General features: G+C 37.0%; 23 protein-coding genes. 7 read left to right on the forward strand and 16 right to left on the reverse strand.

Going from position 1 to position 22,018, the window contains the following annotated elements; translation table 11 throughout:
* The first annotated feature begins 28 nt into the window (after positions 1-28).
* Positions 29-622 carry a TetR/AcrR family transcriptional regulator gene (locus tag ACTDJC_RS12130; protein ID WP_440603548.1) on the forward strand — a complete coding sequence of 198 codons (594 nt, stop codon included), beginning with the start codon at positions 29-31 and terminating at the stop codon, positions 620-622.
* A gap of 178 nt (positions 623-800) precedes the next feature.
* On the opposite strand, the gene ACTDJC_RS12135 is transcribed toward ACTDJC_RS12130, so the two are convergent.
* The 11 genes from ACTDJC_RS12135 to ACTDJC_RS12185 all read right to left on the reverse strand — a co-directional run bounded on the left by ACTDJC_RS12135 (position 801) and on the right by ACTDJC_RS12185 (position 12,631).
* Positions 801-2,744, reverse strand: coding sequence for an AMP-binding protein (locus tag ACTDJC_RS12135; protein WP_440603549.1), 1,944 nt, complete (start codon positions 2,742-2,744; stop codon positions 801-803).
* 267 nt (positions 2,745-3,011) lie between these two features.
* Positions 3,012-4,553 carry an acyl-CoA carboxylase subunit beta gene (locus ACTDJC_RS12140; RefSeq protein WP_253629495.1) on the reverse strand — a complete coding sequence of 514 codons (1,542 nt, stop codon included), beginning with the start codon at positions 4,551-4,553 and terminating at the stop codon, positions 3,012-3,014.
* A 2-nt stretch (positions 4,554-4,555) separates the two neighbouring features.
* Positions 4,556-5,344 (reverse strand): enoyl-CoA hydratase, encoded by a 789-nt coding sequence (locus ACTDJC_RS12145; RefSeq protein ID WP_098307442.1) that lies wholly within the window; start codon positions 5,342-5,344, stop codon positions 4,556-4,558.
* Positions 5,345-5,348: 4 nt separating this feature from the next.
* Positions 5,349-6,260 carry a hydroxymethylglutaryl-CoA lyase gene (locus ACTDJC_RS12150; protein ID WP_098307440.1) on the reverse strand — a complete coding sequence of 304 codons (912 nt, stop codon included), beginning with the start codon at positions 6,258-6,260 and terminating at the stop codon, positions 5,349-5,351.
* A gap of 21 nt (positions 6,261-6,281) precedes the next feature.
* Positions 6,282-6,497, reverse strand: a complete 216-nt coding sequence (locus ACTDJC_RS12155) for an acetyl-CoA carboxylase biotin carboxyl carrier protein subunit (protein WP_098307438.1) — start codon at positions 6,495-6,497, stop codon at positions 6,282-6,284.
* A gap of 27 nt (positions 6,498-6,524) precedes the next feature.
* Positions 6,525-7,862, reverse strand: coding sequence for an acetyl-CoA carboxylase biotin carboxylase subunit (locus tag ACTDJC_RS12160; protein WP_098307436.1), 1,338 nt, complete (start codon positions 7,860-7,862; stop codon positions 6,525-6,527).
* A gap of 14 nt (positions 7,863-7,876) precedes the next feature.
* Positions 7,877-9,022: an acyl-CoA dehydrogenase gene (locus tag ACTDJC_RS12165; protein WP_098307434.1), complete on the reverse strand. Its 1,146-nt coding sequence runs from the start codon at positions 9,020-9,022 to the stop codon at positions 7,877-7,879.
* 213 nt (positions 9,023-9,235) lie between these two features.
* Complete coding sequence (locus ACTDJC_RS12170) at positions 9,236-10,204, reverse strand: YbgA family protein (RefSeq protein ID WP_098307432.1); 969 nt, start codon at positions 10,202-10,204, stop codon at positions 9,236-9,238.
* Positions 10,205-10,208: 4 nt separating this feature from the next.
* Positions 10,209-10,862 carry a TetR/AcrR family transcriptional regulator gene (locus ACTDJC_RS12175; RefSeq protein ID WP_253629489.1) on the reverse strand — a complete coding sequence of 218 codons (654 nt, stop codon included), beginning with the start codon at positions 10,860-10,862 and terminating at the stop codon, positions 10,209-10,211.
* A gap of 21 nt (positions 10,863-10,883) precedes the next feature.
* Complete coding sequence (locus ACTDJC_RS12180; RefSeq protein WP_098307429.1) at positions 10,884-11,903, reverse strand: ABC transporter permease; 1,020 nt, start codon at positions 11,901-11,903, stop codon at positions 10,884-10,886.
* Positions 11,903-12,631 (reverse strand): ABC transporter ATP-binding protein, encoded by a 729-nt coding sequence (locus tag ACTDJC_RS12185; RefSeq protein WP_440603550.1) that lies wholly within the window; start codon positions 12,629-12,631, stop codon positions 11,903-11,905. Before ACTDJC_RS12185 ends, ACTDJC_RS12180 begins: the two co-directional genes overlap by 1 nt.
* A gap of 260 nt (positions 12,632-12,891) precedes the next feature.
* On the opposite strand from ACTDJC_RS12185, the gene ACTDJC_RS12190 reads away from it, so the two are divergent.
* Together ACTDJC_RS12190 and ACTDJC_RS12195 are read left to right on the forward strand one after the other, a co-directional pair.
* A complete protein-coding gene (locus ACTDJC_RS12190; protein WP_440603733.1) occupies positions 12,892-13,536 on the forward strand; it encodes a formylglycine-generating enzyme family protein in 645 nt (214 codons plus the stop codon).
* Positions 13,537-14,096: 560 nt separating this feature from the next.
* Positions 14,097-14,531: a hypothetical protein gene (locus ACTDJC_RS12195; protein WP_440603551.1), complete on the forward strand. Its 435-nt coding sequence runs from the start codon at positions 14,097-14,099 to the stop codon at positions 14,529-14,531.
* Positions 14,532-15,044: 513 nt separating this feature from the next.
* Here ACTDJC_RS12195 and ACTDJC_RS12200 read toward each other — a convergent pair.
* Positions 15,045-15,179: a YuzL family protein gene (locus tag ACTDJC_RS12200; protein ID WP_098307419.1), complete on the reverse strand. Its 135-nt coding sequence runs from the start codon at positions 15,177-15,179 to the stop codon at positions 15,045-15,047.
* A gap of 190 nt (positions 15,180-15,369) precedes the next feature.
* On the opposite strand from ACTDJC_RS12200, the gene ACTDJC_RS12205 reads away from it, so the two are divergent.
* Both ACTDJC_RS12205 and ACTDJC_RS12210 read left to right on the forward strand, forming a co-directional pair.
* Entirely contained in the window at positions 15,370-15,888 is a 519-nt protein-coding gene (locus tag ACTDJC_RS12205; protein ID WP_440603552.1) for a DinB family protein, read from the forward strand.
* A 120-nt stretch (positions 15,889-16,008) separates the two neighbouring features.
* Positions 16,009-16,173, forward strand: a complete 165-nt coding sequence (locus ACTDJC_RS12210; protein ID WP_440603553.1) for a hypothetical protein — start codon at positions 16,009-16,011, stop codon at positions 16,171-16,173.
* Positions 16,174-16,411: 238 nt separating this feature from the next.
* Here the strand turns inward: ACTDJC_RS12210 and ACTDJC_RS12215 are convergent, their stop codons facing one another.
* The 3 genes from ACTDJC_RS12215 to ACTDJC_RS12225 form a co-directional block, all read right to left on the reverse strand.
* Entirely contained in the window at positions 16,412-16,867 is a 456-nt protein-coding gene (locus ACTDJC_RS12215) for a putative iron-sulfur cluster-binding metallochaperone (protein ID WP_440603554.1), read from the reverse strand.
* A 76-nt stretch (positions 16,868-16,943) separates the two neighbouring features.
* A complete protein-coding gene (locus ACTDJC_RS12220) occupies positions 16,944-17,651 on the reverse strand; it encodes an SDR family oxidoreductase (protein ID WP_440603555.1) in 708 nt (235 codons plus the stop codon).
* A 196-nt stretch (positions 17,652-17,847) separates the two neighbouring features.
* Complete coding sequence (locus ACTDJC_RS12225; RefSeq protein ID WP_440603556.1) at positions 17,848-19,314, reverse strand: aminoacyl-histidine dipeptidase; 1,467 nt, start codon at positions 19,312-19,314, stop codon at positions 17,848-17,850.
* A 195-nt stretch (positions 19,315-19,509) separates the two neighbouring features.
* On the opposite strand from ACTDJC_RS12225, the gene ACTDJC_RS12230 reads away from it, so the two are divergent.
* Both ACTDJC_RS12230 and ACTDJC_RS12235 read left to right on the forward strand, forming a co-directional pair.
* Positions 19,510-20,607, forward strand: coding sequence for a type III polyketide synthase (locus ACTDJC_RS12230; protein WP_440603557.1), 1,098 nt, complete (start codon positions 19,510-19,512; stop codon positions 20,605-20,607).
* Positions 20,604-21,149: an isoprenylcysteine carboxyl methyltransferase family protein gene (locus ACTDJC_RS12235; protein WP_098307406.1), complete on the forward strand. Its 546-nt coding sequence runs from the start codon at positions 20,604-20,606 to the stop codon at positions 21,147-21,149. The genes ACTDJC_RS12230 and ACTDJC_RS12235 overlap by 4 nt, the downstream gene beginning before the upstream one ends.
* A gap of 81 nt (positions 21,150-21,230) precedes the next feature.
* On the opposite strand, the gene gpmA is transcribed toward ACTDJC_RS12235, so the two are convergent.
* Entirely contained in the window at positions 21,231-21,968 is a 738-nt protein-coding gene (gene gpmA / locus ACTDJC_RS12240; protein ID WP_098307404.1) for a 2,3-diphosphoglycerate-dependent phosphoglycerate mutase, read from the reverse strand.
* Positions 21,969-22,018: the final 50 nt, after the last annotated feature.

Below are 22,018 nucleotides of genomic sequence, written 5' to 3' on the forward strand. Positions count from 1 at the left end.
AATACTACTGCGGGGAGGAAAAATCCTATTGTCACCTTTAAATGAAGATCAGTTACAACAGATTCGTAATGAGCGAAAGGAACAAATTATGGAATCTGCCCTTAAAGTCTTCGCACGCCGGGGCATCAACGGAACGAAAATGAGTATGATTGCTACTGAAGCAAATATCAGCCCAGGTCTTCTCTATCGCTATTTTAAATCAAAGGATGAACTTTTCACTACACTCGTTCAACGGGCAATGAAAGAATCAATTGATGGCCTATGCTTCTATCATCTACCAGGATCACCAATGGATAAAATAAGAGCTTTAACTCAGCATATACTCGATGAAGAAAATCAACTTGGTTTCATGCTAATTCATCAGGCTCGCACATCAGATGAAGTACCCGAAGAAGCTAAAGTGCTACTCAAGCAATATTCTATGGAAGTTTATGTCGATAAATTGGAGCCATTATTCATAGAGGGGCAAAAATTAGGCGTATTTGCTAAGGGGAATCCTCGGAATCTAATTTCCTGCTACTTTACTGTCCTTTCTGGACTTATGACGCTAAATATTCATGGTGATAAGGATTACCCAATGCCAGAAATCAAACTATTATTACGGATTATATCGAGTTCTTAACAGATATAAATATAGTATCTATGTAAACGTCAAGTAACTCTAAAATCAACCTTTATTGTATATTTTGGAGTTACTTGGCGTTTACCATTATTTCCCGTTCCTACTTTAATCTAATTTAATACTCATAAACACAAATTAAAAAGCAAACTCCTATATTAAAGAGTTTGCTTTTTAAAAATTATAGTTGTTGTTGAGACTGTAATCTTTGAATATACGTCACAACCTCAGGATTCACTAGTGAAGATAAATCTCCAAGTTCTTTTCCTAAATACGCTGCTTTAATAACGCGGCGCATCACTTTCGAGTTACGTGTTTTCGGTAAATCTTCAACAACATGAATATCTTTTGGACACAGTGCTTTTCCAATGTGAGAGTTTACTAGACTCATTAACTCTTTTTTCAATTCTGGTGTAAATAAAGTGCCCTCGCGTAACACAACAAAGCAATGACACACTTCACCTTTCACTTCATCAGGAACTCCAATTGCACCAGCTTCTATGACATCATTATGTTTTATAAGTATGGATTCATACTCCGCAGGTCCAATACGTTTTCCTGCAATATTTAACGTATCGTCAGAACGACCTGTAATGATGTATTGTTCTCCATCATATAATACCCAGTCACCATGCACCCATTTGTTTTCAAAACGAGACCAATATGTGCTCACATAACGATCATCTTCTTCCCAGAAACTTTTCGTCATACCAACCCAAGGCTTTTCTAAACATAATTCTCCGACCTCATTTTGAACTGGTGCACCCGTTTCATCCAATACAACAGCGGCCATTCCTGGTAATGCTGCATTAAAACTAATTGGTGCAATCGGTTTAATAAGGACGTTTCCAAAAATACCACCAGAAATTTCAGTACCACCAGAATAGTTACAAATTGGTACTTTCCCTTTGCAAACTGTTTCAAAGAGCCACATCCAAGGGTCTGGATTCCACGGTTCACCTGTTGAACCGATTGCTTCTAAACTTTGCAGTGAATGTTTGTTTGCCCATTCATCACCTTTTGCCATTAATGAACGAATTAATGTTGGTGAAATACCAAGATGTGTTACTTTATAACGATCAACCATTTCCCATAGACGATCTGGTTCTGGATAATCAGGTACACCTTCATACATAACCATTGTTGCTCCGTTAATAAGAGAACCAAATAGTAGGAACGGACCCATCATCCAGCCCATATCAGTAATCCACAGCATTCGGTCACCTTGTTTTACGTTCATACCAAAACTAGCATCAAATGCTGCTTTTAACGGGAATCCTGCATGCGTGTGCACTGTTCCTTTTGGTTTACCTGTTGTACCAGATGTATAAATAAGCATAAGCGGGTCGTCATTTTTCATCTCTTCTGCATGAGTAAATGGTTTCTCTTTTTCAAGAGCGCTCCATAAAATATCATAATCATGCGGTGTAAATTCGTTCCCCGCATGACGGACAATTACCACTTTTTCAACACTTGGGCAATGCTGACATGCTTTATCCACTTCATCTTTTAAAGAAACTGTTTTACCACGGCGTGCAAATCCATCTGCCGTAATAATCATTTTCGACCCTGCTGCTTGCACACGTGTCATAACTGCATCTGAAGCAAACCCTGAGAAAATAGGAGAAATGATCGCACCAATTTTCATCACAGCTAACATTGCAACCACTGTCTCTGGTATCATTGGCATGTAAATTGTTACACGATCTCCTTTTTCAATTCCTAAATGCTTAAGACCATTTGCAACGCGGCTTACCCAATGATCTAGCTCTTCATATGTAAACGATTTTGATGTTCCATTTTCTCCTTCCCAAATGAGAGCCTTTTGTGCTTTTGTATCATCTTCTGCAATCCAGCGAGACAGTGCAGATTCTACAACATTGCAAGTACCATCTACATACCACTGCGCAAACGGAATACCGTTTGCCAAATCTAACACTTCTGTATATGGACTCATCCATTGATAACCTACAGCACGCTCTGCTTCTCCCCAAAACCATGCTGTATCTTCAATAGACTTTTGATAAAATGTTTCATAATCATCATAGCCTAGTGATTGCATCCATTGATATAAGCGTGTTTTTGCTTTATATTCTTCTGTTGGAAACCAAACTGCTTGTTTCACTATTCTTCCCCCCTTATTTTTTGAAAAAGAACACCCTTCAACAGGGCATTCTCACTAATATATAAATCCATTTTGATTTTTCAACATATAACTCACTGCTACGCAGAACAAAAGTGATCTGAGCTCGTTGCCTCTCTTTGTTTTCGTATGATATGTGGCAGGAAAGGAAGTTGATCGCTTCTAAGCAAGGCCGGATGTTCTCGCCCACCTAAAAAGAAAAGAGTTTTATATCGTTTTTTCAATTTGTATTTATATAAAAGTTTCACTTTATACCGGATAAACTGGATGTTTTCGATCTGTAAATACTTGATATTTGCTCATATACATTTCAAAACGTTTCTTTAATTCTTCACGTAATTGGTTCGGATGGACAACACCATCAATTACCATTTCTGATGCAAGACGATAAATATCAATATCTTGCTTGTACTCTTCACGTTTTTGAGCGATAAAGCTTGGACGCTCTTCTTCTGGAAGTGCTGCAATTTTATTTGCATACACTGCGTTTACCGCTGCTTCTGGTCCCATTACTGCAATTGAAGCTGTAGGAAGTGCAAGGCAGCAATCAGGTTCAAATGCAGGGCCTGCCATCGCATATAAACCAGCACCGTATGCTTTTCGTACAACGATAGAAATTTTCGGTACAGTTGCTTCACTCATAGCAGAAATCATTTTTGCACCGTGACGGATAATACCAGCACGCTCTACTTTTGTACCAATCATAAAGCCTGGTACATCAGCTAAGAATAAAAGTGGAATGTGGTACGCATCGCATAATGTAATAAATTTTGCTGCTTTATCAGCGGAATCGTGGAATAATACGCCGCCTTTCATACGAGGCTGGTTCGCAATAATTCCAACTGGCATACCGTTAATACGTGCAAATCCAGTAATAAGTTCTTGTGCAAATAATTTTTTCACTTCGAAGAAAGAGTCTTCATCAATAATACGTTTAATTAAATCAAGCATATTAAAAGGTGCATTTTGATTTTCCGGGATAATTTGTTCTAATGTTTTTTCAAATTCTTTCGGTTCTTGAGGTTCTGTCATTGGAGCTTTTTCTAAGTAGTTACTTGGAAAGTAAGAAATATATTGACGTGCTTTTGAAATTGCATCTTCTTCTGTTTTGCAAAGTACATCTCCGCAACCAGATACAGAGCAATGCATACGTGCTCCGCCCATTTCTTCTAATGTTACTTTTTCACCGATTACCATCTCAGCCATACGAGGTGAACCAAGATACATGGATGCATTTCCTTCAACCATCATAACAACGTCACAGAAAGCAGGAATATATGCACCGCCAGCAGCCGATGGACCAAATAGTAAACAAATTTGCGGTACTTTTCCGGATAATTTTACTTGGTTATAGAAAATGCGCCCTGCGCCGCGTCTTCCTGGGAACATTTCAACTTGGTCAGTAATACGTGCACCAGCGGAGTCAACAAGATAAAAGAGCGGTACACGTAATTTTTCAGCTGTTTCTTGAATACGTAAAATCTTTTCTACTGTACGAGATCCCCATGATCCTGCTTTTACGGTAGAATCGTTTGCCATTACACAAACAGTACGCCCATTTACTTTACCAGTTGCGGTAACAACTCCATCAGCAGGTAAGCCTTCTTGTTCGCAGTTTGCAAATAACGCATCTTCTACATACTCACCGTTATCAAACAAAAGCGCCAAACGATCACGAACAAACAGTTTCCCTTTTGCTGTATTTTGCTCATGATATTTCGGTGCGCCGCCTTGCTTTATCGTTTCTATGCGTTCTTCTAATGTACGAGATTGTTGTTTTTGATCTAGCATGTTCATTCCCCCTTATAAATCGGCTTCCGTTTTTCACGAAATGCTTGTAATCCTTCTAAGCGATCTTGCGTATGAATCACTCCTTCATACGCTTGCTTTTCCATTTGTAAACCAGTCTTTAAATCTACTTGCATACCATTTGTAATCGCTTCTTTCGCAAGGCGAACAGCAATTGGGCCATTCTCTGCAATTTGCTTTGCAATTTCAATTGCTTTTTCTTCTAGTTCATCAGCAGGAACAACATATTCTACAAGTCCATATTCCTTTGCTTCTTCAGCTGAAATACGTCTTGCTGTATAAATTAATTCTTTTGCACGTCCAATTCCAATTAAACGCGGAAGACGCTGCGTACCACCGGCTCCTGGAATAATCGCAAGCGATGTTTCTGTTAAACCAAGACTTGCTGTGTCAGAAGCAATGCGAATATCACAAGCAAGACTTAATTCTGTACCGCCACCAAGCGCAATTCCATTTAGAACTGCAATAACAGGTTGTGATAATTGTTCTACCATATCCATTGTAGAGCGAATCATCCCAACTGCATGGCGCACTTGTTCTTCGTTCATATTCGCGCGTTCTTTTAAATCTGCACCTGCACAAAATGCTTTTGCACCTGCACCCGTAATCATTACGACACGGACATCATTTTTTTCGTTAATACGACTAAGTGTCTCTTGTAATTCTTCTAAAAGAGCAAGTGATAAAGCATTTGCTTGTCGTTCACGATTTAACATCACTTTCACAATATGAGGAGTTACGAATTCAACTGAAATATTTTGCAGCTGTAACATGGGATCACCTACTCACTGTTTTATGTTGCAAGGCACGGTATACATGGCTTGGAATCTGCATATCGAGCTTGCTTTGAATAAATTTCGTTGCCTGTAATAACTTTTCTTCATTTACATTTGTCTGCACGCCCATTTTATGAAGCATATGAACTAAATCATTTGTTGCGACGTTTCCAGACGCACCTGGTGCATACGGGCATCCGCCAAGACCACCGCACGAACTATCAAATGTTGTAACACCGCATTCTAATGACTTTACAACATTGGCAAGTGCCATGCCGTACGTGTTATGAAAGTGCATCGCAAATTTAGAAGAATCATATTTTTTGAGTAAATGCTCTAGCACACGTTCTACTTGTGCCGGATTTGCTACCCCAATCGTATCTCCAAGCGATACTTCATAAATACCGTACGAAAACAATTTGTCACAAAGTTCATCAACGGCTTGAACGCTTATTTCGCCCTCATACGGACAACCAAACACAGTAGATACGTAACCACGTACCGTTTTCCCAGCAAATAGTGATTGTTTCGTTATATCCTCAATAACAGAAAGTGCTTCATCAATTGATTTATTAATATTTTTCTTATTATGCGTTTCACTAGCAGATAAAAAGACGTTCACCTCATCTACATCTTGCAAAAGCGCCCGTTCCAAACCATTTTGATTTGGAACGAGAGCTGCATATGTAACATGTGGTTTCCGCTCAAGCATTGTAAACACATCTTGTGCATCTGCTAAAGCAGGAATCCATTTAGGGTGAACGAAAGATGAAACTTCAATATAAGAAAGACCTGCGTCTGCTAACATATGAATCCATTTCACTTTATCTTTTGAGCCAACAATTTTCTTTTCATTTTGCAAACCATCACGCGGTCCAACTTCTTTAATAGAAGCAAAAGAAGGTAGTTTCAATCGATTACACCCCGTTTCTAATTATTCAATTTCTACTAATACATCTCCCTCATTAACAAAATCGCCCTCTTGCACAAGAATCTTCATAACTGTGCCAGATTCTTCTACAGCGATCGGAATTTCCATTTTCATAGATTCTAAAATGACGACGTCTTGATCTTCCTCTACTGTATCTCCTACACCTACCACAATTTTCCAAACATTTCCTGCCATCGATGCATACACTTTTGTCATCATTATTTCCTCCTTTAAATTTCGTAACCTTTATTTTTTCACAAGCTGTTTCGTGACAAAGCTTGTTGTGTAAATACCACTTTGGAATACTTCATCTTCTAACACTTGCAGAAGCATCGGCGTATTGGTTTTAATACCTTCCACTTGCAATTCTTCTAATGCCACTTGCAATTTTTGAATTGCATCTGCACGCGTTTCTCCATGTGCAATGATTTTTGCAATCATTGGATCATAAAACGGTGTAATTGTTACACCATCTTCTAAGAAATGATCGACGCGAACTGATGTTGGAAGAGAAAGAGACTTGATCTTCCCTGGTGATGGGAAAAATGTTTTTGGATCTTCCGCATAAATACGAGCTTCAATGGCATGACCACTGCGTTTTACTTCGTCCTGCGTAAACGAAAGTGTTTCGCCTGATGCGATGCGCAGTTGTTGCTCTACTAAATCAAGACCTGTAATTTCTTCTGTTACTGGATGCTCTACTTGTAATCTCGTATTCATTTCTAAGAAATAGAAGTTTTTCTCATCATCAACGAGAAATTCAATTGTCCCTGCATTCGCATAACCAAGTGCTTTCGCAGCTTTTACTGCAACTTCTCCCATCGCCTTGCGTGTTTCTTCATCTAAAAATGGTGATGGCGCTTCTTCAATTACTTTTTGATTGCGGCGCTGCACAGAGCATTCACGTTCCCACAAATACACTGTATTCCCTTGTTTATCAGCAAGCACTTGAATCTCAATATGATGCGCATTTGTAATCAATCGTTCCATATACATTTCTCCGTTTCCGAAGAAATTTTTTGCACGAGTTTGATTACTTTCAAACGCTTGAGTGAGCGCTTGTTCAGTTTCAATCACTTGCATACCAATGCCTCCGCCGCCAGCAGATGCTTTTAACATAAGTGGATAACCAATTTGACTTGCAATTTCTTTCGCTTCTTCTACTGTTGGAATGCTAGTTGAAATACCAGGTACAATTGGAACTTCAGCTTCTAGCATTGCTTTTCGGGACTCAATTTTGCTTCCCATCTTCGCAATAACATCTTTAGAAGGACCAATGAAGACAATTCCTTCTTCTTCGCAGCGCGCTGCAAATGTTGGATTTTCTGACAACAATCCATAACCTGGATGAATTGCTTCTACATTTGTTTCTTTTGCAATTTCAATAATCTTTTCAAGATTTAAATAACTTTCTTGTACGCGTGGACCACCAACAAGATATGCTTCATTTGCCATTTTCACATGAAGTGCAAACTCATCAGCTTCTGAATAAATCGCAACTGTACGAATCCCAAGTTTTTGACACGTCTTTATAATACGAACAGCAATTTCACCGCGGTTCGCAATTAATATTTTTCGAAACATAGTGAACCCTCCTATTAACGACATCCTAAATGTCTTGAAATAACGAGACGCTGAATTTCAGAAGTACCTTCACCAATTTCTAATAACTTTGCATCACGAATATGACGCTCTACTTCATACTCACGCATATATCCGTAACCACCATGAATTTGAACCGCTTGATTTGATACACGGCTTGCTGTTTCAGAGGCAAAAAGTTTTGCCATCGCAGCTTCTTTCCCAAATGGCTTATCATTGTCTTTTAACCAAGCAGCTTTATGTACCATATTGCGTGCTAATTCAATTTCTGTTGCCATATCTGCCAATTTAAATTGAATTGCTTGGAAGTTTGATAGAGAACGACCAAATTGTTTACGCTCCTTTGCGTATTGCAATGCACGCTCAAATGCAGATTGAGCAATCCCTACTGCTAATGAAGCAATGGAAATGCGGCCACCATCTAACGTATATAAAAATTGTTTAAATCCTTTATTTACATCCCCAAGGATATTTTCCTTTGGTACACGAACGCCATCTAAAACAATCTCACATGTATTCGAAGCACGAACACCCATTTTGTCGTACGGACTAGAAATTGTTAATCCTTCGCTATTTGTCGGTACGATAAAAGCAGAAATTCGCTTCTTACCACTTTCCTCAACACCATTGATAGCGGTTACAATAATCGTATTCGCATACTCAGCATTTGTAATCCAGCACTTCTCGCCGCTAATTACATACTCATCGCCATCTAATACCGCTTTCGTTTGTGTTCCACCAGCATCAGATCCAGCATTTGGCTCTGTTAATCCAAATGCACCAAGTGTCTTACCAGATGCCATTGGAACTAAATATTTTTGTTTTTGTTCTTCTGTACCAAAATAATAGATAGGAGAAGCGCCCAGTGAGATTGTTGCAGCATAACTTAATCCTGTACCACCACAAGCGCGGCCAATTTCTTCAACTGCTAATGCATACGATAACGTATCGCCGCCAGAACCACCGTATTCTTCAGGGAATGGGATTCCTAACAAACCAAGTTCGCCCATCTTTTGAAACGTTTCATATGGGAATTCTGCCGTTTTGTCGTAATACACCGCTTTTGGAGCGATTTCCTTTTCAGCAAAGTCGCGCACCATTTCTTTGATCATTTGTTTTTCTCTAGTAAGAGTAAATTCCATTTGTCACACCCCTTATCGAATTCGTTATTTCGACAGCGTGCGCGTATATAGTACAAATCTTGCCTCGAAAAAAGAACGAACAGTAGTGAGATAATTGCTATAATTCTGTCATAATTCAATTGTAAAACAGAATCTGTACTAATGCACGAAAAAATTCCTACATTGTTCTACAACAACATAGGAATTAAAAGGTCGAATTATGTAGTTTTTTGTTTAATAATCTCTTCCTTTTCCAGAATCTGTGATTTCCACTAAAACTTCTGGATACGGTTCAAAATATGTTTGTCTCAGTAAATATGTTTCCTCAAACCGAAGTGCCCACGATTTTAAAATAGTGAGAATACTGCTTAATGGTATTTTCTTTTCTGCATACTTACTAAGTAAAGAAAGAAAATGATCTTTCTCTTCTTTCTTCAATTTATTTTTAAAATAGCCAAAAATATGCTGACATACGTTTATATTTGATGTATACCGCGGTGTACGTTTTAACAACTCATACAATGTTTTTTCATAGCTTGCAAATACTTCATCAATCGGACATTTTTCCTGATTAGCAATGATACGCCCTAATTCTTTTTGCTTCGTCTGATTGTACGCCATAAATAAGTATTTATAATCAGATTGAAATTCAACTAAAGCCTTCATGTTTTTCTTTTTCTTTAACGTTTTAAAATGAGCAATCGTAAATAACTGCGTAAAGAAATGTTCACGTATGATAAAATTCGACAATCTTCCTTCTTCCTCAATTGCTAAATGTGAAAAGGTAGCTAATACTGCACTACCAAATAAACCCGCACCCTTTCCTTTTGTTGGTGCTTTTCCTACCCCAGCATATATTTTCACATCACGAGTTCCGCAACTTGGAGACCTATTTTTCAAAATAAAACCATCTATATCCGGTAGAGAAGATAAAAATACATCTGAAAACTGCTGCATTTTCTCCGTTAAATCATCTCCTGTTGATGGCTGCACTAATTTTTGTATCCCATCTTGTTCAACAATACGAATCGTTTCTCTTGGAATGCTAAGTCCAATCTCCACTTCTGGACAAATTGGAATGAATTCTACAAACGGCTGTAAATTACGCACTGTTGCATCAGAAATCTTGTCACCATTATAACGGCATGCTTCAAATTCTAAACATTTACTTACGACAACTGTTGGTTTTACAAATTGCCTCATATTATTACCTCCGAGGTGTTAGCCCGTATAAAATGAATTGAACTGTAGACTCGATCTCAGCATCATCATCCCATTTTTCTTCTGGTAGTAATAAAAAACGGGTTAAAATTAAACCAATAACAGGTGATAATGTAAACCGTAATACTGCCGGCTTGGGAAGTTCAATAATTTGTCCCTGCTTCTGAAAATGATCAACGATTTTTTCAAAGCGAGAGTAAATTTCTTTTGCTAGTAATTGTTGAATTTCATCTTTTAATTCAGGATGAAATGGTACTTCCTGAATTAAAATTTTCAGCATCGGAAAGTGTTTTCTTGCAAATTCAAAGCGATTGCGAATGACAGCACGTAAAAAATTTTCATATGAATCATACGTATTTTCAAATATTTCTTTTGCAAAAGTTTGCACAAAAAACGGTGCGGCAAATTTCGTTAAAGTTGGCATCACAACGGCAAACAACAAATCTTTTTTCGTTTTATAGTAACGGAAGATCGTTCCTTCCGCTACACCCGCACGCTTAGCAATTTCACTCGTTGACGTTGCCGAATACCCTTTTTCACTAAACATGTCCACTGCTGCTTCTAAAATGCGCATTTGCCGTTCATTGCGCTTATCCGTCCCTGTGGCAGCAATTAATTCTTCTAACCAATCCTCTTTCATGATAAACTCCTTTTATTTCCATTATATTCTTCTATGCTTCTTCAAAGCAAATACGTTACCTACTGCAAACACAATCGCAAATAATAATAAAACTCCAAGATCAACAGCAATTTCACTAAATCCTTGATTTCGAATCATAACTTGCCGCATCGCATCTGCACCGTATGTTAAAGGAAATAACTTTCCTAATAGTTGTAACCACTTATTCATAGACTCAATCGGAAATAAACCCGAAAAGAAAATTTGTGGTACGATGACCAATGGAATAAATTGAATCATTTGAAATTCATTGTTTGCATACGCTGATAAAAATGTTCCAAGTGTTAGTGCTGTTAATGAAAGCATACATGTAATAAGTAACGTGAGCCAAGGTGAACCTGCAACATATAAATCAAGAACATACACAGAAAAACTAACAATCAGTACGGATTGTAAAAATGCAAAGATACCGAATCCAATAATATAACCTGCAACAATCTCCCAACGCCGAATTGGGGTCGATAATAATCGTTCCAAAGTACCGCTTAAACGCTCTCGAACGAATGAAACTCCTGATAAAATAAAGACAAAGAAGAATGTAAAGAAGCCAATTAATACCGGACCTAATCCATCAAACATAGTAAAATCAGCTGATCCATGTAAATAAGAAACATCAGGCTTCATAGTCGTCGGTTCTTTTTTCTCCATACTCTTTTGCAAAACTTGCATGACAGCACGATTTTTCGATGAATCGCTACCTTCTAACGTTATTTTCATCTTTCCATGATCTACAGTAACTATCGCATCAATTGCTTGATTTTCTAATTCACTACGTGCTTTCTCCTTATCATACTCATAAAAAGAAGCATCTTGCTTTTTCATTGATTCTACAATTGGTGCTGGTACATCAACTAAAGCAATATGAGGCTTGTAATCTTTTTGTGTGAATACAAGTGAAAGAAGCCAAAGAAGTAACATCGGTGCTCCGAACATAAGCGCAAGCGACCTTTTATCTCGGAAAAACTGACGAATAATACGGATAACAACTCCAAATACTCTCATCACTCCATCACTCCTTCCAGTAAAAAGACATCCTCAATACGTCCCGATGTTGTTCGTTCTTTTAATTCAACTGGAGAACCCGTTGCGATTAACTTCCCTTCACGAATTAAACCAAGGCGTTCACAAAACTCTGCTTCATCCATAATATGCGTTGTAACAATAATCGTCGTTCCTTGTTTTTTCAGCTCATAAAACTTATCCCAAATTGATTTTCGAAGAACGGGATCAATCCCAACAGTTGGTTCATCTAAAATAAGAAGCTTTGGTTCATGCAAAAGTGACATGGCAAGCGATAAACGCTTCTTCATTCCACCTGAAAAATGCTGCACTTGCTTTTTTGCATCCTCAGATAACTGAACAAGCTCAAAAACTTCAGAAATGCGCTCCTTCTTTTGCTTTCCTTTTAATCCGTACATTGTCGCGATAAAATCAGCATTTTCATAAGCCGATAGTTCATCATATAATGCATCAGCTTGAGCCATATAGCCAATTTGTTTCATTCCATTCAAATTCGGCATAACTGTTTGCAGTGCTGTTACTTCTCCCGATGTTGCTTCACTAATACCAGCAATCATTTTAATAAGTGTCGTCTTTCCCGAGCCAGAAGGGCCGACTAAACCAAAAATTTCAGCTTCCCCGACAGAAAATGAAATATCTTGAATCACTTGTTTCTTTCCAAAGTACTTGGAAACACCTTTAAGCAATACTGCCTCATTTGTTGGAGACATATACTTTCCTCCTCTTCATTTTTATGAGTGAGTACTCACTTTTATTTTAAACTGATACTAATATATGTCAAATGTTTCTTTTAGTTGTTGGTTAAATACATGTTTTTCTGTGGTGCAGCGCTAACAGGCAGTTATCTGCAAAAAACAACGTAATTTTTGTATTGATTTAATGGCTCTACACGAGGTAAAATTTGTAAAACTAAGATCATTAGGAGGAAGGTAGAGTGGTAAATGAAATAAAGAGTTACCTTGACTATCCAATGATAAAAATTCCAGGGGGAGAAATAGAATTAAGAGACGATAGAATAAAAAGCAAATGGAAAGCTGAAATAAGACCTTTTCTTCTTGCCCGATATCCTGTAACTATGGATCTATACTATGCTATTACAAATAAATCACCTAATTCTTTTGACAGAGATCTAAAACCGGTTGTGAATATTTCTTGGAATGACGCAATTTCTTTTTGTAATCTACTTTCACAGAAAGCTGGACTGAAAGAGTGTTATTCTATAAGTAATGATGATGAAAATATTATTTGTGATTGGGAATCAAACGGCTATCGACTTCCTTCAGAAGCAGAGTGGCAATATGCATGTAAAGCAGGGACCACTGGTTATAGATACGGAGAGCTTGATAAGATTGCCTGGTATAATGAAAATTCAGGAGGCACAATCCATGAAGTAGGAAGGAAGGAACCGAATGCATGGGGTCTGTATGATATGTTAGGAAATGTTTGGGAGTGGTGTTGGGATTTATATGATGAACGAGTGTACGGCTCCTATCGAATTTTCCGAGGAGGTAGCTGGGCTGAAGAGGCCAGGGGTTGTGGGGCTTCGTGTCGTCGTCGTAGCCATCCGTCATTTTGCATAGACGACCTTGGATTCCGTCTTGCCCAGTCTTTTTAACTTCTACAAACAAGCCAACTTTCGAAGTTTTACAGCTCAACTAAAGGAGTTCTAAAGTTAAATAAAACAAATATATTTATTTCCAATAACACTGATTATGTGAAGGAAAATCCTCTTCAGATTTTCTGAAGTAAATTTTCAAGGTTTGGGGATACATTGGTTTTATGTTTATAAAAGGTGCTTTCTATACATGAAAGCACCTTTTTCAATCTACAACTATTTTTTAATAGTCTAATACTTTTTTCTATAGTCTAAAACATTTTTTTAATGAAACAAATGATAGAACTTATTAACTCTTTATTTAATAATGTAACGAAATGACTGAAACCACGCTGCACTTAAAAATATAGCAATAAAGTCATTTGAATCTAAGGATTTACTGCACAATCGCGCCCGTTTGTGGCATAAAATGACAAGGTCACGGAAATGAGCCACTTTATTTAAAGTAGCGTTCTTTCTGCATTAAAGTGAATAAAATCAATTTAAGGACATAAATTGAAAATAATTAAAGAAGTAAACAAAAAAGAGAAAGAAGAAACCAGGAATTTCCAAGGAAGGTTGTGGTGAACATCAAGGTTAGGAATTTTTATTATCTGATTGCAGGCGTCCTTGCGATACTGTTTGCCGTCACGCACGCATGGAACGGGCAATCCGCTGTGCTACCGATGCTCAACATTGAGGCGATATCCGTGGGTACCCGGACAGTATTCACGTATGTCTGGCACATCATCACGGCGGAAAATCTGGTCTTCGGCATTGCTTTCATTTTCATGTCATTCCAAACCGAGCGATCAAAGATCCGGTTTGCCGCATGGTTGATTGCGGCGATCCTGATCGTCCGACTAATGGTTATTCTTGGTGTAACGGCATTGCTTGACGTATCGGGGCTTACGGATACGCTTATAGATTCGATTGCCATCGTAATCTATGTGGCCCTCATCATACTGGGCACAAGAATGAAGAAAAAGCAGTACGATGGTCAGCAACCACAGTAACAGAGATGTCCGAGTTATCTTCTAACTCTGTAAGAGGGTAAACCCCATGCCCATCAAGCTAATAACAAAAAACGAGTTACATACTACCGTTTTTCTCAAAATCCGAATCAACTGGGACCTGAACAGAATGTCGTGCAGATCTAAATGAGCGTTATCAAGATAGAGGACATTAACACCAGGAATTAAAGATTCTAATGTCCTCTAAGGCTTAACAAAAAAAGATTTTATTATTTCCGCTAAAGTTTAAATGTAAAAGTTACAGGTATCTTGGGGTTACCCATTATTCCAGAATATGGTCCGATTGCTGAATAACATGACTAGTGTTTTAAACAACTTTACAATTTACCTATTGTGACGAGATTCCAAAAAGATGTTGTATATACTTCACAATAGGTATTGAGAGAACATAGGGAAAATTTTCAACATCTAAAAAAGCCATTGGAATTAATAAGCATAATTCCAATGGCTTTTTCACTTTACTACGTTTCACAGTAAATTCATGAAAAATTATGATTAACTACGTTTTTGTCTCTTATTTGATGAAGGTACTTTCATGGAACCTGTTTCTTGCGTAGTAGTTCCTTGCCCTTCAACTTGTGAAGAACCAAGGCCTGCTCTGGAAGGATCCTGTTTAGTTTTTCGACCCACTTTGCTCACCTCCAACGTTACTTTTTGCTTAGATGTTAGAAACTATGCAGGACAAGGTAAAAAACTCCCTTCCCTTTTAATAAACTGCTTTTTCATAGCTTCTAACAGGAAAATCATGAACACCGGTTGTATATTCAAAGTAAGCAATCCCTTTATAACGTGAAATCAAATGAAATCGGAGGAATTTTTAATGAAGCATCCAGCATTACAAGCATATGAATATCATGTATGGGCAAATAAAAGAATCTTTGCACACTTAAAAACATTGCCAACAGACGTTTGGTCAACAGAAGTACAAAGTGTATTTCCCTCTATTTCACAAACATTTATGCATATGTATATCACTGATACAATTTGGTTAGGTACTTTATTAGGCAAACCTTTTGATGAAGTGAAGACATCAGCAATACATCTTTCAGAAAAAATAAAAGGAACAAGCATGGAAGAAATGGAGCAGTTATTTTTGAATTCTTTCGAAGACTATCAAACATTTTTCGCTCGTCAAGAAAATTTAGATGCAGTCGTTTCTCCTGAACACCCTCACTTTGGGCGGCTAGAAACGACTGTTTTTGAATTGATACAGCATGTTGTGAATCATGGAACATATCATCGTGGAAATATAACAGCTATGTTAAGACAGTTAGGTTTTACAGGGACTTCAACTGATTATATTTTTTATTTGTATGCAATGAGTGGATCAAAGAAATAATGTTTATTTTGACCTTTTCATAAGTAAAAATATTATAAGAGGAAATTTTTAATGAATATATCTAAAATATCAAAAGAGATACTCCCTTAAAAATTTACATCATGTTAAAGAGGAATAAAAATGAACTCTAAACAGAAAGACTATAATGTTGAATATCAATGTCCTAAAGGAGTTGTGTATTACAGAAAAGTACAAGCGAGTGATATAGAAGAAGCAAAACAACAAATATTAGCTCAACAACCCGACATTAAAATTAGGGCTGTTAATCTTATCGATTCTGAATAAAGTGAAGCTTCCATCAGTGGTTTTTTTCATCCCCCACTGATGGTTAAACCAATCGGGCTTTTACAAACTATGATCCCCCACCTATCTTCTTCGCTTTTCTCTGAATATTGAGGTGGGGGTCTTACTGCCCGTTCATGCGAGATAAATAAAAATAGCTAGGGTTCTAGTAGATACCTACTACGAGCTCTAGCTATTTTTGCTTCACTCACATAATTGATAGTAGCGGAAGTTAATAATATTATTTTTCGACTTGCTTTATAAACGCAGATACGTTTCCTAAACAACAAGAACCTTGAGGATTATTTACCTCACATCCACAACGGTTTGCTTTAATATGCATTGATATCTCTTGTACCGCTTGGCTCTTTCCGGTTTGTTTTATTTCTTCACGAATACGTGATCGTGTCCAATTAAAACAGTAACAAGCAGGCACGTCTTCCTCTATATCTTTTTGAAAAACAGGAACCTTAAGATCGTTTTTAATAAATACTTGTTGTTCTTCATTAAAGTACACTACATCACATTCTTGCTCTGAACAAAAATAGTATGTTTTATCTGACTCCAATTGAGCTAAAGCATTAGCATTCAGCAAGCTTTTTAATGTAATCAATCTAACTTGTTTTCCCTTCGTTTTGCATAAAGGACAAACAACATCGCTCGTTACACTTTTCAAAGCACCGCAGCAGTCTCCCATTTTACATGGAACCTCCTTTTACAAAAATTTCACCACCAAACCAAAGTGTATATTCGTATCTATCAGATATGATACTTTAAGAAACCTTTGGACAAGTAAGTGATTTTCCATTGTCTTTGGATGTGATACTAAGCATGTATGGTACAGCGACATGCGACCAAGCTTCAGGTGTTGGGGAATTTGATATATATTCTGGTGCACACGAATGCAGCATCGGAGTATCGATGCTACCACCCGGATCCATTGAAACTACTGCCATTTCTTTTGGTAATTCTAATGCCATTGATTGAGTCAAACCCTCAATAGCAAACTTGGAAGCACAGTACGGTGCAAGTTTAGCTTCGCCAGACCTTCCCCAACTAGAGCTAATGTTGATAATGACACCTCGTTTATTATGAATCATAGCTGGAACAAATGACCGTATCACATTGACTACACCATTCACATTGATATTCATAACATTTGCAAATTCTTCCGAAGAAATAGTCCAAAGCGTTGCATTTTTATTAACGATAGAAGCATTATTAATAAGTAAATCTGGTGCACCGTATCGCTGAAGAATATATTCTCCCCAAGCTCTAACAGCCTTATCGTCCGAAACATCAACGGATTGAAAATCATATTTGTCGTCAAATTGACTCCTAATTTGTTCTATCTTGCTTTGAGAACGGCCACATCCAACAATCAACCAACCTAGTTCAGAAAAACGGTCAATTAATGACCGACCTAAACCTTGCGTTACTCCAGTGATTACCACAAGCCTTTTATTATTTTCTCTACTCAATTAGTTTCTCTCTCCCTTCTAACATTTTGATTCTTAAATTCATTTTACATTTTTTCAATTATAGATACTTGCTACATATTGACTAAATTTTCTCCAACTTTAGTAGTAATTTAAATATTGTCGTCAACTGACTTAATAAACTAAACAAAAAGAGATGCTCTAAAAATATAAGCATCTCTTTTCATCTCAAACATATTTAAACCAAAGACTTCGTCTCCCGCAATACCTCAATAAAATACTCCCAGTTATTCAAAACAGAAGGAATACTTACATGCTCATCTGGTGTATGCACATGAAACATATCTGGTCCAAGTGAAATTGCATCTAGTCCTGGGATTTTTTCAATAAATACGCCGCACTCGATTCCCGCATGAACTGCAAAAATCTCTGCATCTGTACCATACTTTTCTTTATGCACTTTTTCAAATAAGCTGCGAATTGAAGAATTTGGATTATATGGCCACTCTGGGTACTCAGATTCTTTTTCAAACTGAGCTTCTACTAATTCTGCAATATGCTTAATTTCATTTACAATATGTTGTTTTAAGCTTTTTACAGAACTTCTTACTTCGTTTCTTAATTTAATTTCATTATGTAACGTTTCAACAACACCTAAGTTTGTAGAACTTTCCACTAGTCCTTTTATATCCATACTCATACTTTGAATACCATTAGGGATTAAAAATAATGAAGAAATAAGCTGTTTTTGCGTTTTTTGTGCGAATACCTTCTCAACTGTTTCTTCTAACTTCGTAAGTGAAACATACACATCTGGGTCTACAGCACGTAGTTCCTCTTGTAAAATGCCTGTCCACTGCTCTACTTTCTCTTCTACTTTTTGCGCATCATTTGCAGAAAGTAAAATCGTTGCTGCACTTTCACGCGGGATTGCATTTGTTTTTAATCCACCATGGACGTCACTCATCGAAAATGCAAATTCATTCGATAAATCGTATAGAACTCTACCTAAAATTTTATTGGCATTTCCTCTTTCTTTATCAATTTCCATGCCAGAATGTCCACCTTTTAATCCACCAACAAAAAGGCGATAAGGTAACGCATGAGCTGGAGTTTCTTCCCAAACAACGGGAATTGTTTCAACTGCTTTTGCACCGCCCGCACTGCTTACTAACAATTTATGATCTTCTTCTGAATCAAGGTTAATAAAGATTCTACCGCTAAAATGCTTAGGATCAACCGCAAAAGCGCCACCCATCGTTGTTTCTTCTTCTGTCGTAATGACTACTTCAAGAGCAGGATGCGGAATATCTGTTGCATCTAATAAAGCTAAAGCATATGCAACAGCAATCCCATTATCTGCCCCTAACGTTGTATGATTCGCATACAGCATATCCTCGACAATTCGTAATTGAATTGGATCTTTCTCAAAATCATGAACAGTCGATTGATTCTTCTCACATACCATATCCATGTGACCTTGAATAATAATTGTTGGCACATTCTCATATCCAGGTGTTGCCGGTTTTTTCATAATGACATTTAACGCATTGTCCTGCACAACTTCTAAATTTCTATCTTGTGCAAACTTTACTAAATAATCACTAATCTCTTTCTCGTTACCAGACCCTCTTGGAATCTTTGAAATTTCTGCAAAATGATGGAATACAGGGTGCTTAATTAATTCCTCTAGATTGGTATACATATACCTCGCCTCTTTCTACTCATGGTAAAATGAAATTCTTATTTTGTCTGCTTCTTCTTACTTTGAAACAATAAACAGTTCTATATAAGTATTGTACCACTTTCAATTGATATATCATCTATTTTCATTTCTTGAATACTTCCACATAAAAATGTGCACTGTATAATCTATATGATTAAAAATGGAGTAGATGCTATGCCTAAAATTATATCAGTTGGAATTTGTCCACCTCCTCACATAATCGATCAAAGAACAGTCGTCCACTTTGCAAAAGATTTATTTGGAGATGCTTTTAAAGATATAAAACGTTTACTACAAGTATTTGAAAACGGACAAATAGAAAAACGTCATATCGCAAAAGAGCTATCTTGGTTTGAAAATGATCATACATTTGAGGAAAAAAATAATGCGTATATAGAGTGCTCCATTAAACTCGGTGCTCAAGCAATCGAAAACTGCGTAACCAATAAAACATTTTTGAAGCAAAATATGAAACTAGAAGAGATTGAAGCATTGTTTTATATTTCTTCTACAGGACTCGCAACCCCAACTATCGATGCGAGAATTATGAATGTCTTACCTTTTTCTTCACATACGAAACGGATTCCTCTTTGGGGACTTGGGTGTGCAGGCGGAGCAGCAGGGTTAGCAAGAGCTTTTGAATATTGCAAAGCTTTTCCAAAAGCAAAAGTCCTTGTTCTTGCTGTTGAATTATGCAGTCTCACATTTCAGCGCAATGATTTGTCCAAAAGCAACTTAATTGGAACATCTCTTTTTGCTGACGGTGCAGCATGTGCTTTAATAGCAGGTGATGAAGTGGATATTTCAGCTATGTCTTCTCTTTCTATTCTTCCTTCTTATATTGATTCACAATCTACTCTTATGAAAGATAGTGAAGATGTAATGGGATGGGACGTAAGAAATGAAGGATTGTACGTTATCTTTTCCAAAGATATCCCAAGTATTATTAGTACATGGTTTCATCCGAACGTAAAAGAATTTTTAATGAAAAATCATACTCAGCTTAGTGATCTTTCTCATTTCATTGTACATCCTGGCGGAAAAAAAGTACTAGAAGCTTATGAATATGCGCTAGGAATAGACGCACGGAAAATGCAGATTTCTTTTGATATACTACGTGAATATGGAAATATGTCGTCTGCTACTGTATTGTATGTGTTACAAAAATATGTACAGACTGTTAACAAAAGCGATGAACTGGGGTTAATTGGAGCACTTGGACCGGGTTTTAGTTCAGAGTTAGTTCTTCTACGCTGGGAGAATATTCAATGATTTTTTTTATTATTTTCAGTCTGATTGTAATGCAACGCCTCATAGAGTTAGCAATTGCAAAACGAAATGAAAGATATATGAAAGAAAAAGGAGCACTAGAGTTCGGAAAAGCGCATTATAAATATATTGTATTTCTTCACGCTTTCTTTCTCATTTCAATTTTTTTAGAGGTTACAATCTTTCATCGTCAACTTTCACCTATTTGGTACATACTTCTTACTTTTTTGCTTTTAGCTCAATTCCTTCGCGTTTGGACGATTGTTTCTCTCGGTTCGTATTGGAACACCAAGATTATTATTTTACCAAACGCTTCTGTAACAACAAAAGGTCCTTATAAATTTATCCGGCACCCCAACTATATGATTGTAATCTTGGAAATTTTACTTATTCCACTTTTATTTCAAGCATATATCACTGCTGTTGTTTTTAGTTTCCTCAACTTAGCTGTTCTATCAATCCGAATTCGTGAAGAAGAGAAAGCACTAATAGAAATAACAAATTACAAAGAAGCGTTTCAACATATTTCACGATTTCGCCCATAAAGAAAGAGGATGTGTCTACACACCCTCTTTCTTTTTTTCCTTGCGTATATATAAATCACCAACTTCTATTGCATGTCCATATTAGAGTGATATATGCTTCGGAATTTCTCCTTCTGGCACTTCTCCATCCATGCTCAAATAATAATGTCGAATCGGTTGTAAATTATCATCTAATTCATACACAAGCGGAATGCTTGTAGGGATATTTAACGTTACAACTCCATCATCAGATAAGTGATCTAAATATTTTACAAGTGAACGAATTGTATTACCGTGCGAGGAAATAATTACTTTCTCACCACTTTTTAATACTGGCGCAATTTCTTCATACCAATACTTAAGCACTCGTTTTTCTGTATCTTCTAGACACTCTGTAAGAGGAAATTCTCCTTCTTTGAGATATTTATATCTGGGATCTGAAACTTCATAACGCGGATCATTTTCCGTAAGTGCTGGCGGTCTTACATTTGTACTTCTGCGCCATATATTTACTTGTTCTTCCCCATATTTTTTAGTCGTTTCATCCTTATTTAAACCTTGCAGTGCACCGTAATGCCTTTCATTTAAATGCCATGTTTTATAAATAGGTACCCAAGCGAGATCCATCTCATGAAGAATAATCCATAACGTTCTAATTGCTCGTTTTAACACGGAAGTGTATGCCACATCAAACGTATAATCATTCGCCTTTAAAATTTGTGCTGCTTCTCTTGCTTCCTGTAATCCTTTTGCAGACATATCAACGTCCATCCATCCAGTAAACCTATTTTCCAAATTCCATACACTTTGACCGTGACGAAGAAGTACAAGCTTAATCATGACGATTCTCCTCCTAACAATAACAATTTTTAAACTTACAATTGTAATCA

Origin of the sequence: Bacillus sp. GB_SG_008, assembly GCF_052038115.1 — a bacterium.
Classification (GTDB): domain Bacteria; phylum Bacillota; class Bacilli; order Bacillales; family Bacillaceae_G; genus Bacillus_A; species Bacillus_A rhizoplanae.

What these genes read in the sequence shown, in the direction of transcription:
- ACTDJC_RS12140 (WP_253629495.1), bottom strand. Translation starts at nt 4,553, where the DNA reads ATGCTAGATCAAAAACAACAATCTCGTACATTAGAAGAACGCATAGAA.
- ACTDJC_RS12145 (WP_098307442.1), bottom strand. Translation starts at nt 5,344, where the DNA reads ATGTTACAGCTGCAAAATATTTCAGTTGAATTCGTAACTCCTCATATT.
- ACTDJC_RS12155 (WP_098307438.1), bottom strand. Translation starts at nt 6,497, where the DNA reads ATGATGACAAAAGTGTATGCATCGATGGCAGGAAATGTTTGGAAAATT.
- ACTDJC_RS12160 (WP_098307436.1), bottom strand. Translation starts at nt 7,862, where the DNA reads ATGTTTCGAAAAATATTAATTGCGAACCGCGGTGAAATTGCTGTTCGT.
- ACTDJC_RS12165 (WP_098307434.1), bottom strand. Translation starts at nt 9,022, where the DNA reads ATGGAATTTACTCTTACTAGAGAAAAACAAATGATCAAAGAAATGGTG.
- ACTDJC_RS12170 (WP_098307432.1), bottom strand. Translation starts at nt 10,204, where the DNA reads ATGAGGCAATTTGTAAAACCAACAGTTGTCGTAAGTAAATGTTTAGAA.
- ACTDJC_RS12175 (WP_253629489.1), bottom strand. Translation starts at nt 10,862, where the DNA reads ATGAAAGAGGATTGGTTAGAAGAATTAATTGCTGCCACAGGGACGGAT.
- ACTDJC_RS12180 (WP_098307429.1), bottom strand. Translation starts at nt 11,903, where the DNA reads ATGAGAGTATTTGGAGTTGTTATCCGTATTATTCGTCAGTTTTTCCGA.
- ACTDJC_RS12185 (WP_440603550.1), bottom strand. Translation starts at nt 12,631, where the DNA reads ATGTCTCCAACAAATGAGGCAGTATTGCTTAAAGGTGTTTCCAAGTAC.
- ACTDJC_RS12190 (WP_440603733.1), top strand. Translation starts at nt 12,892, where the DNA reads ATGATAAAAATTCCAGGGGGAGAAATAGAATTAAGAGACGATAGAATA.
- ACTDJC_RS12205 (WP_440603552.1), top strand. Translation starts at nt 15,370, where the DNA reads ATGAAGCATCCAGCATTACAAGCATATGAATATCATGTATGGGCAAAT.
- ACTDJC_RS12210 (WP_440603553.1), top strand. Translation starts at nt 16,009, where the DNA reads ATGAACTCTAAACAGAAAGACTATAATGTTGAATATCAATGTCCTAAA.
- ACTDJC_RS12215 (WP_440603554.1), bottom strand. Translation starts at nt 16,867, where the DNA reads ATGGGAGACTGCTGCGGTGCTTTGAAAAGTGTAACGAGCGATGTTGTT.
- ACTDJC_RS12225 (WP_440603556.1), bottom strand. Translation starts at nt 19,314, where the DNA reads ATGTATACCAATCTAGAGGAATTAATTAAGCACCCTGTATTCCATCAT.
- ACTDJC_RS12230 (WP_440603557.1), top strand. Translation starts at nt 19,510, where the DNA reads ATGCCTAAAATTATATCAGTTGGAATTTGTCCACCTCCTCACATAATC.
- ACTDJC_RS12235 (WP_098307406.1), top strand. Translation starts at nt 20,604, where the DNA reads ATGATTTTTTTTATTATTTTCAGTCTGATTGTAATGCAACGCCTCATA.
- gpmA (WP_098307404.1), bottom strand. Translation starts at nt 21,968, where the DNA reads ATGATTAAGCTTGTACTTCTTCGTCACGGTCAAAGTGTATGGAATTTG.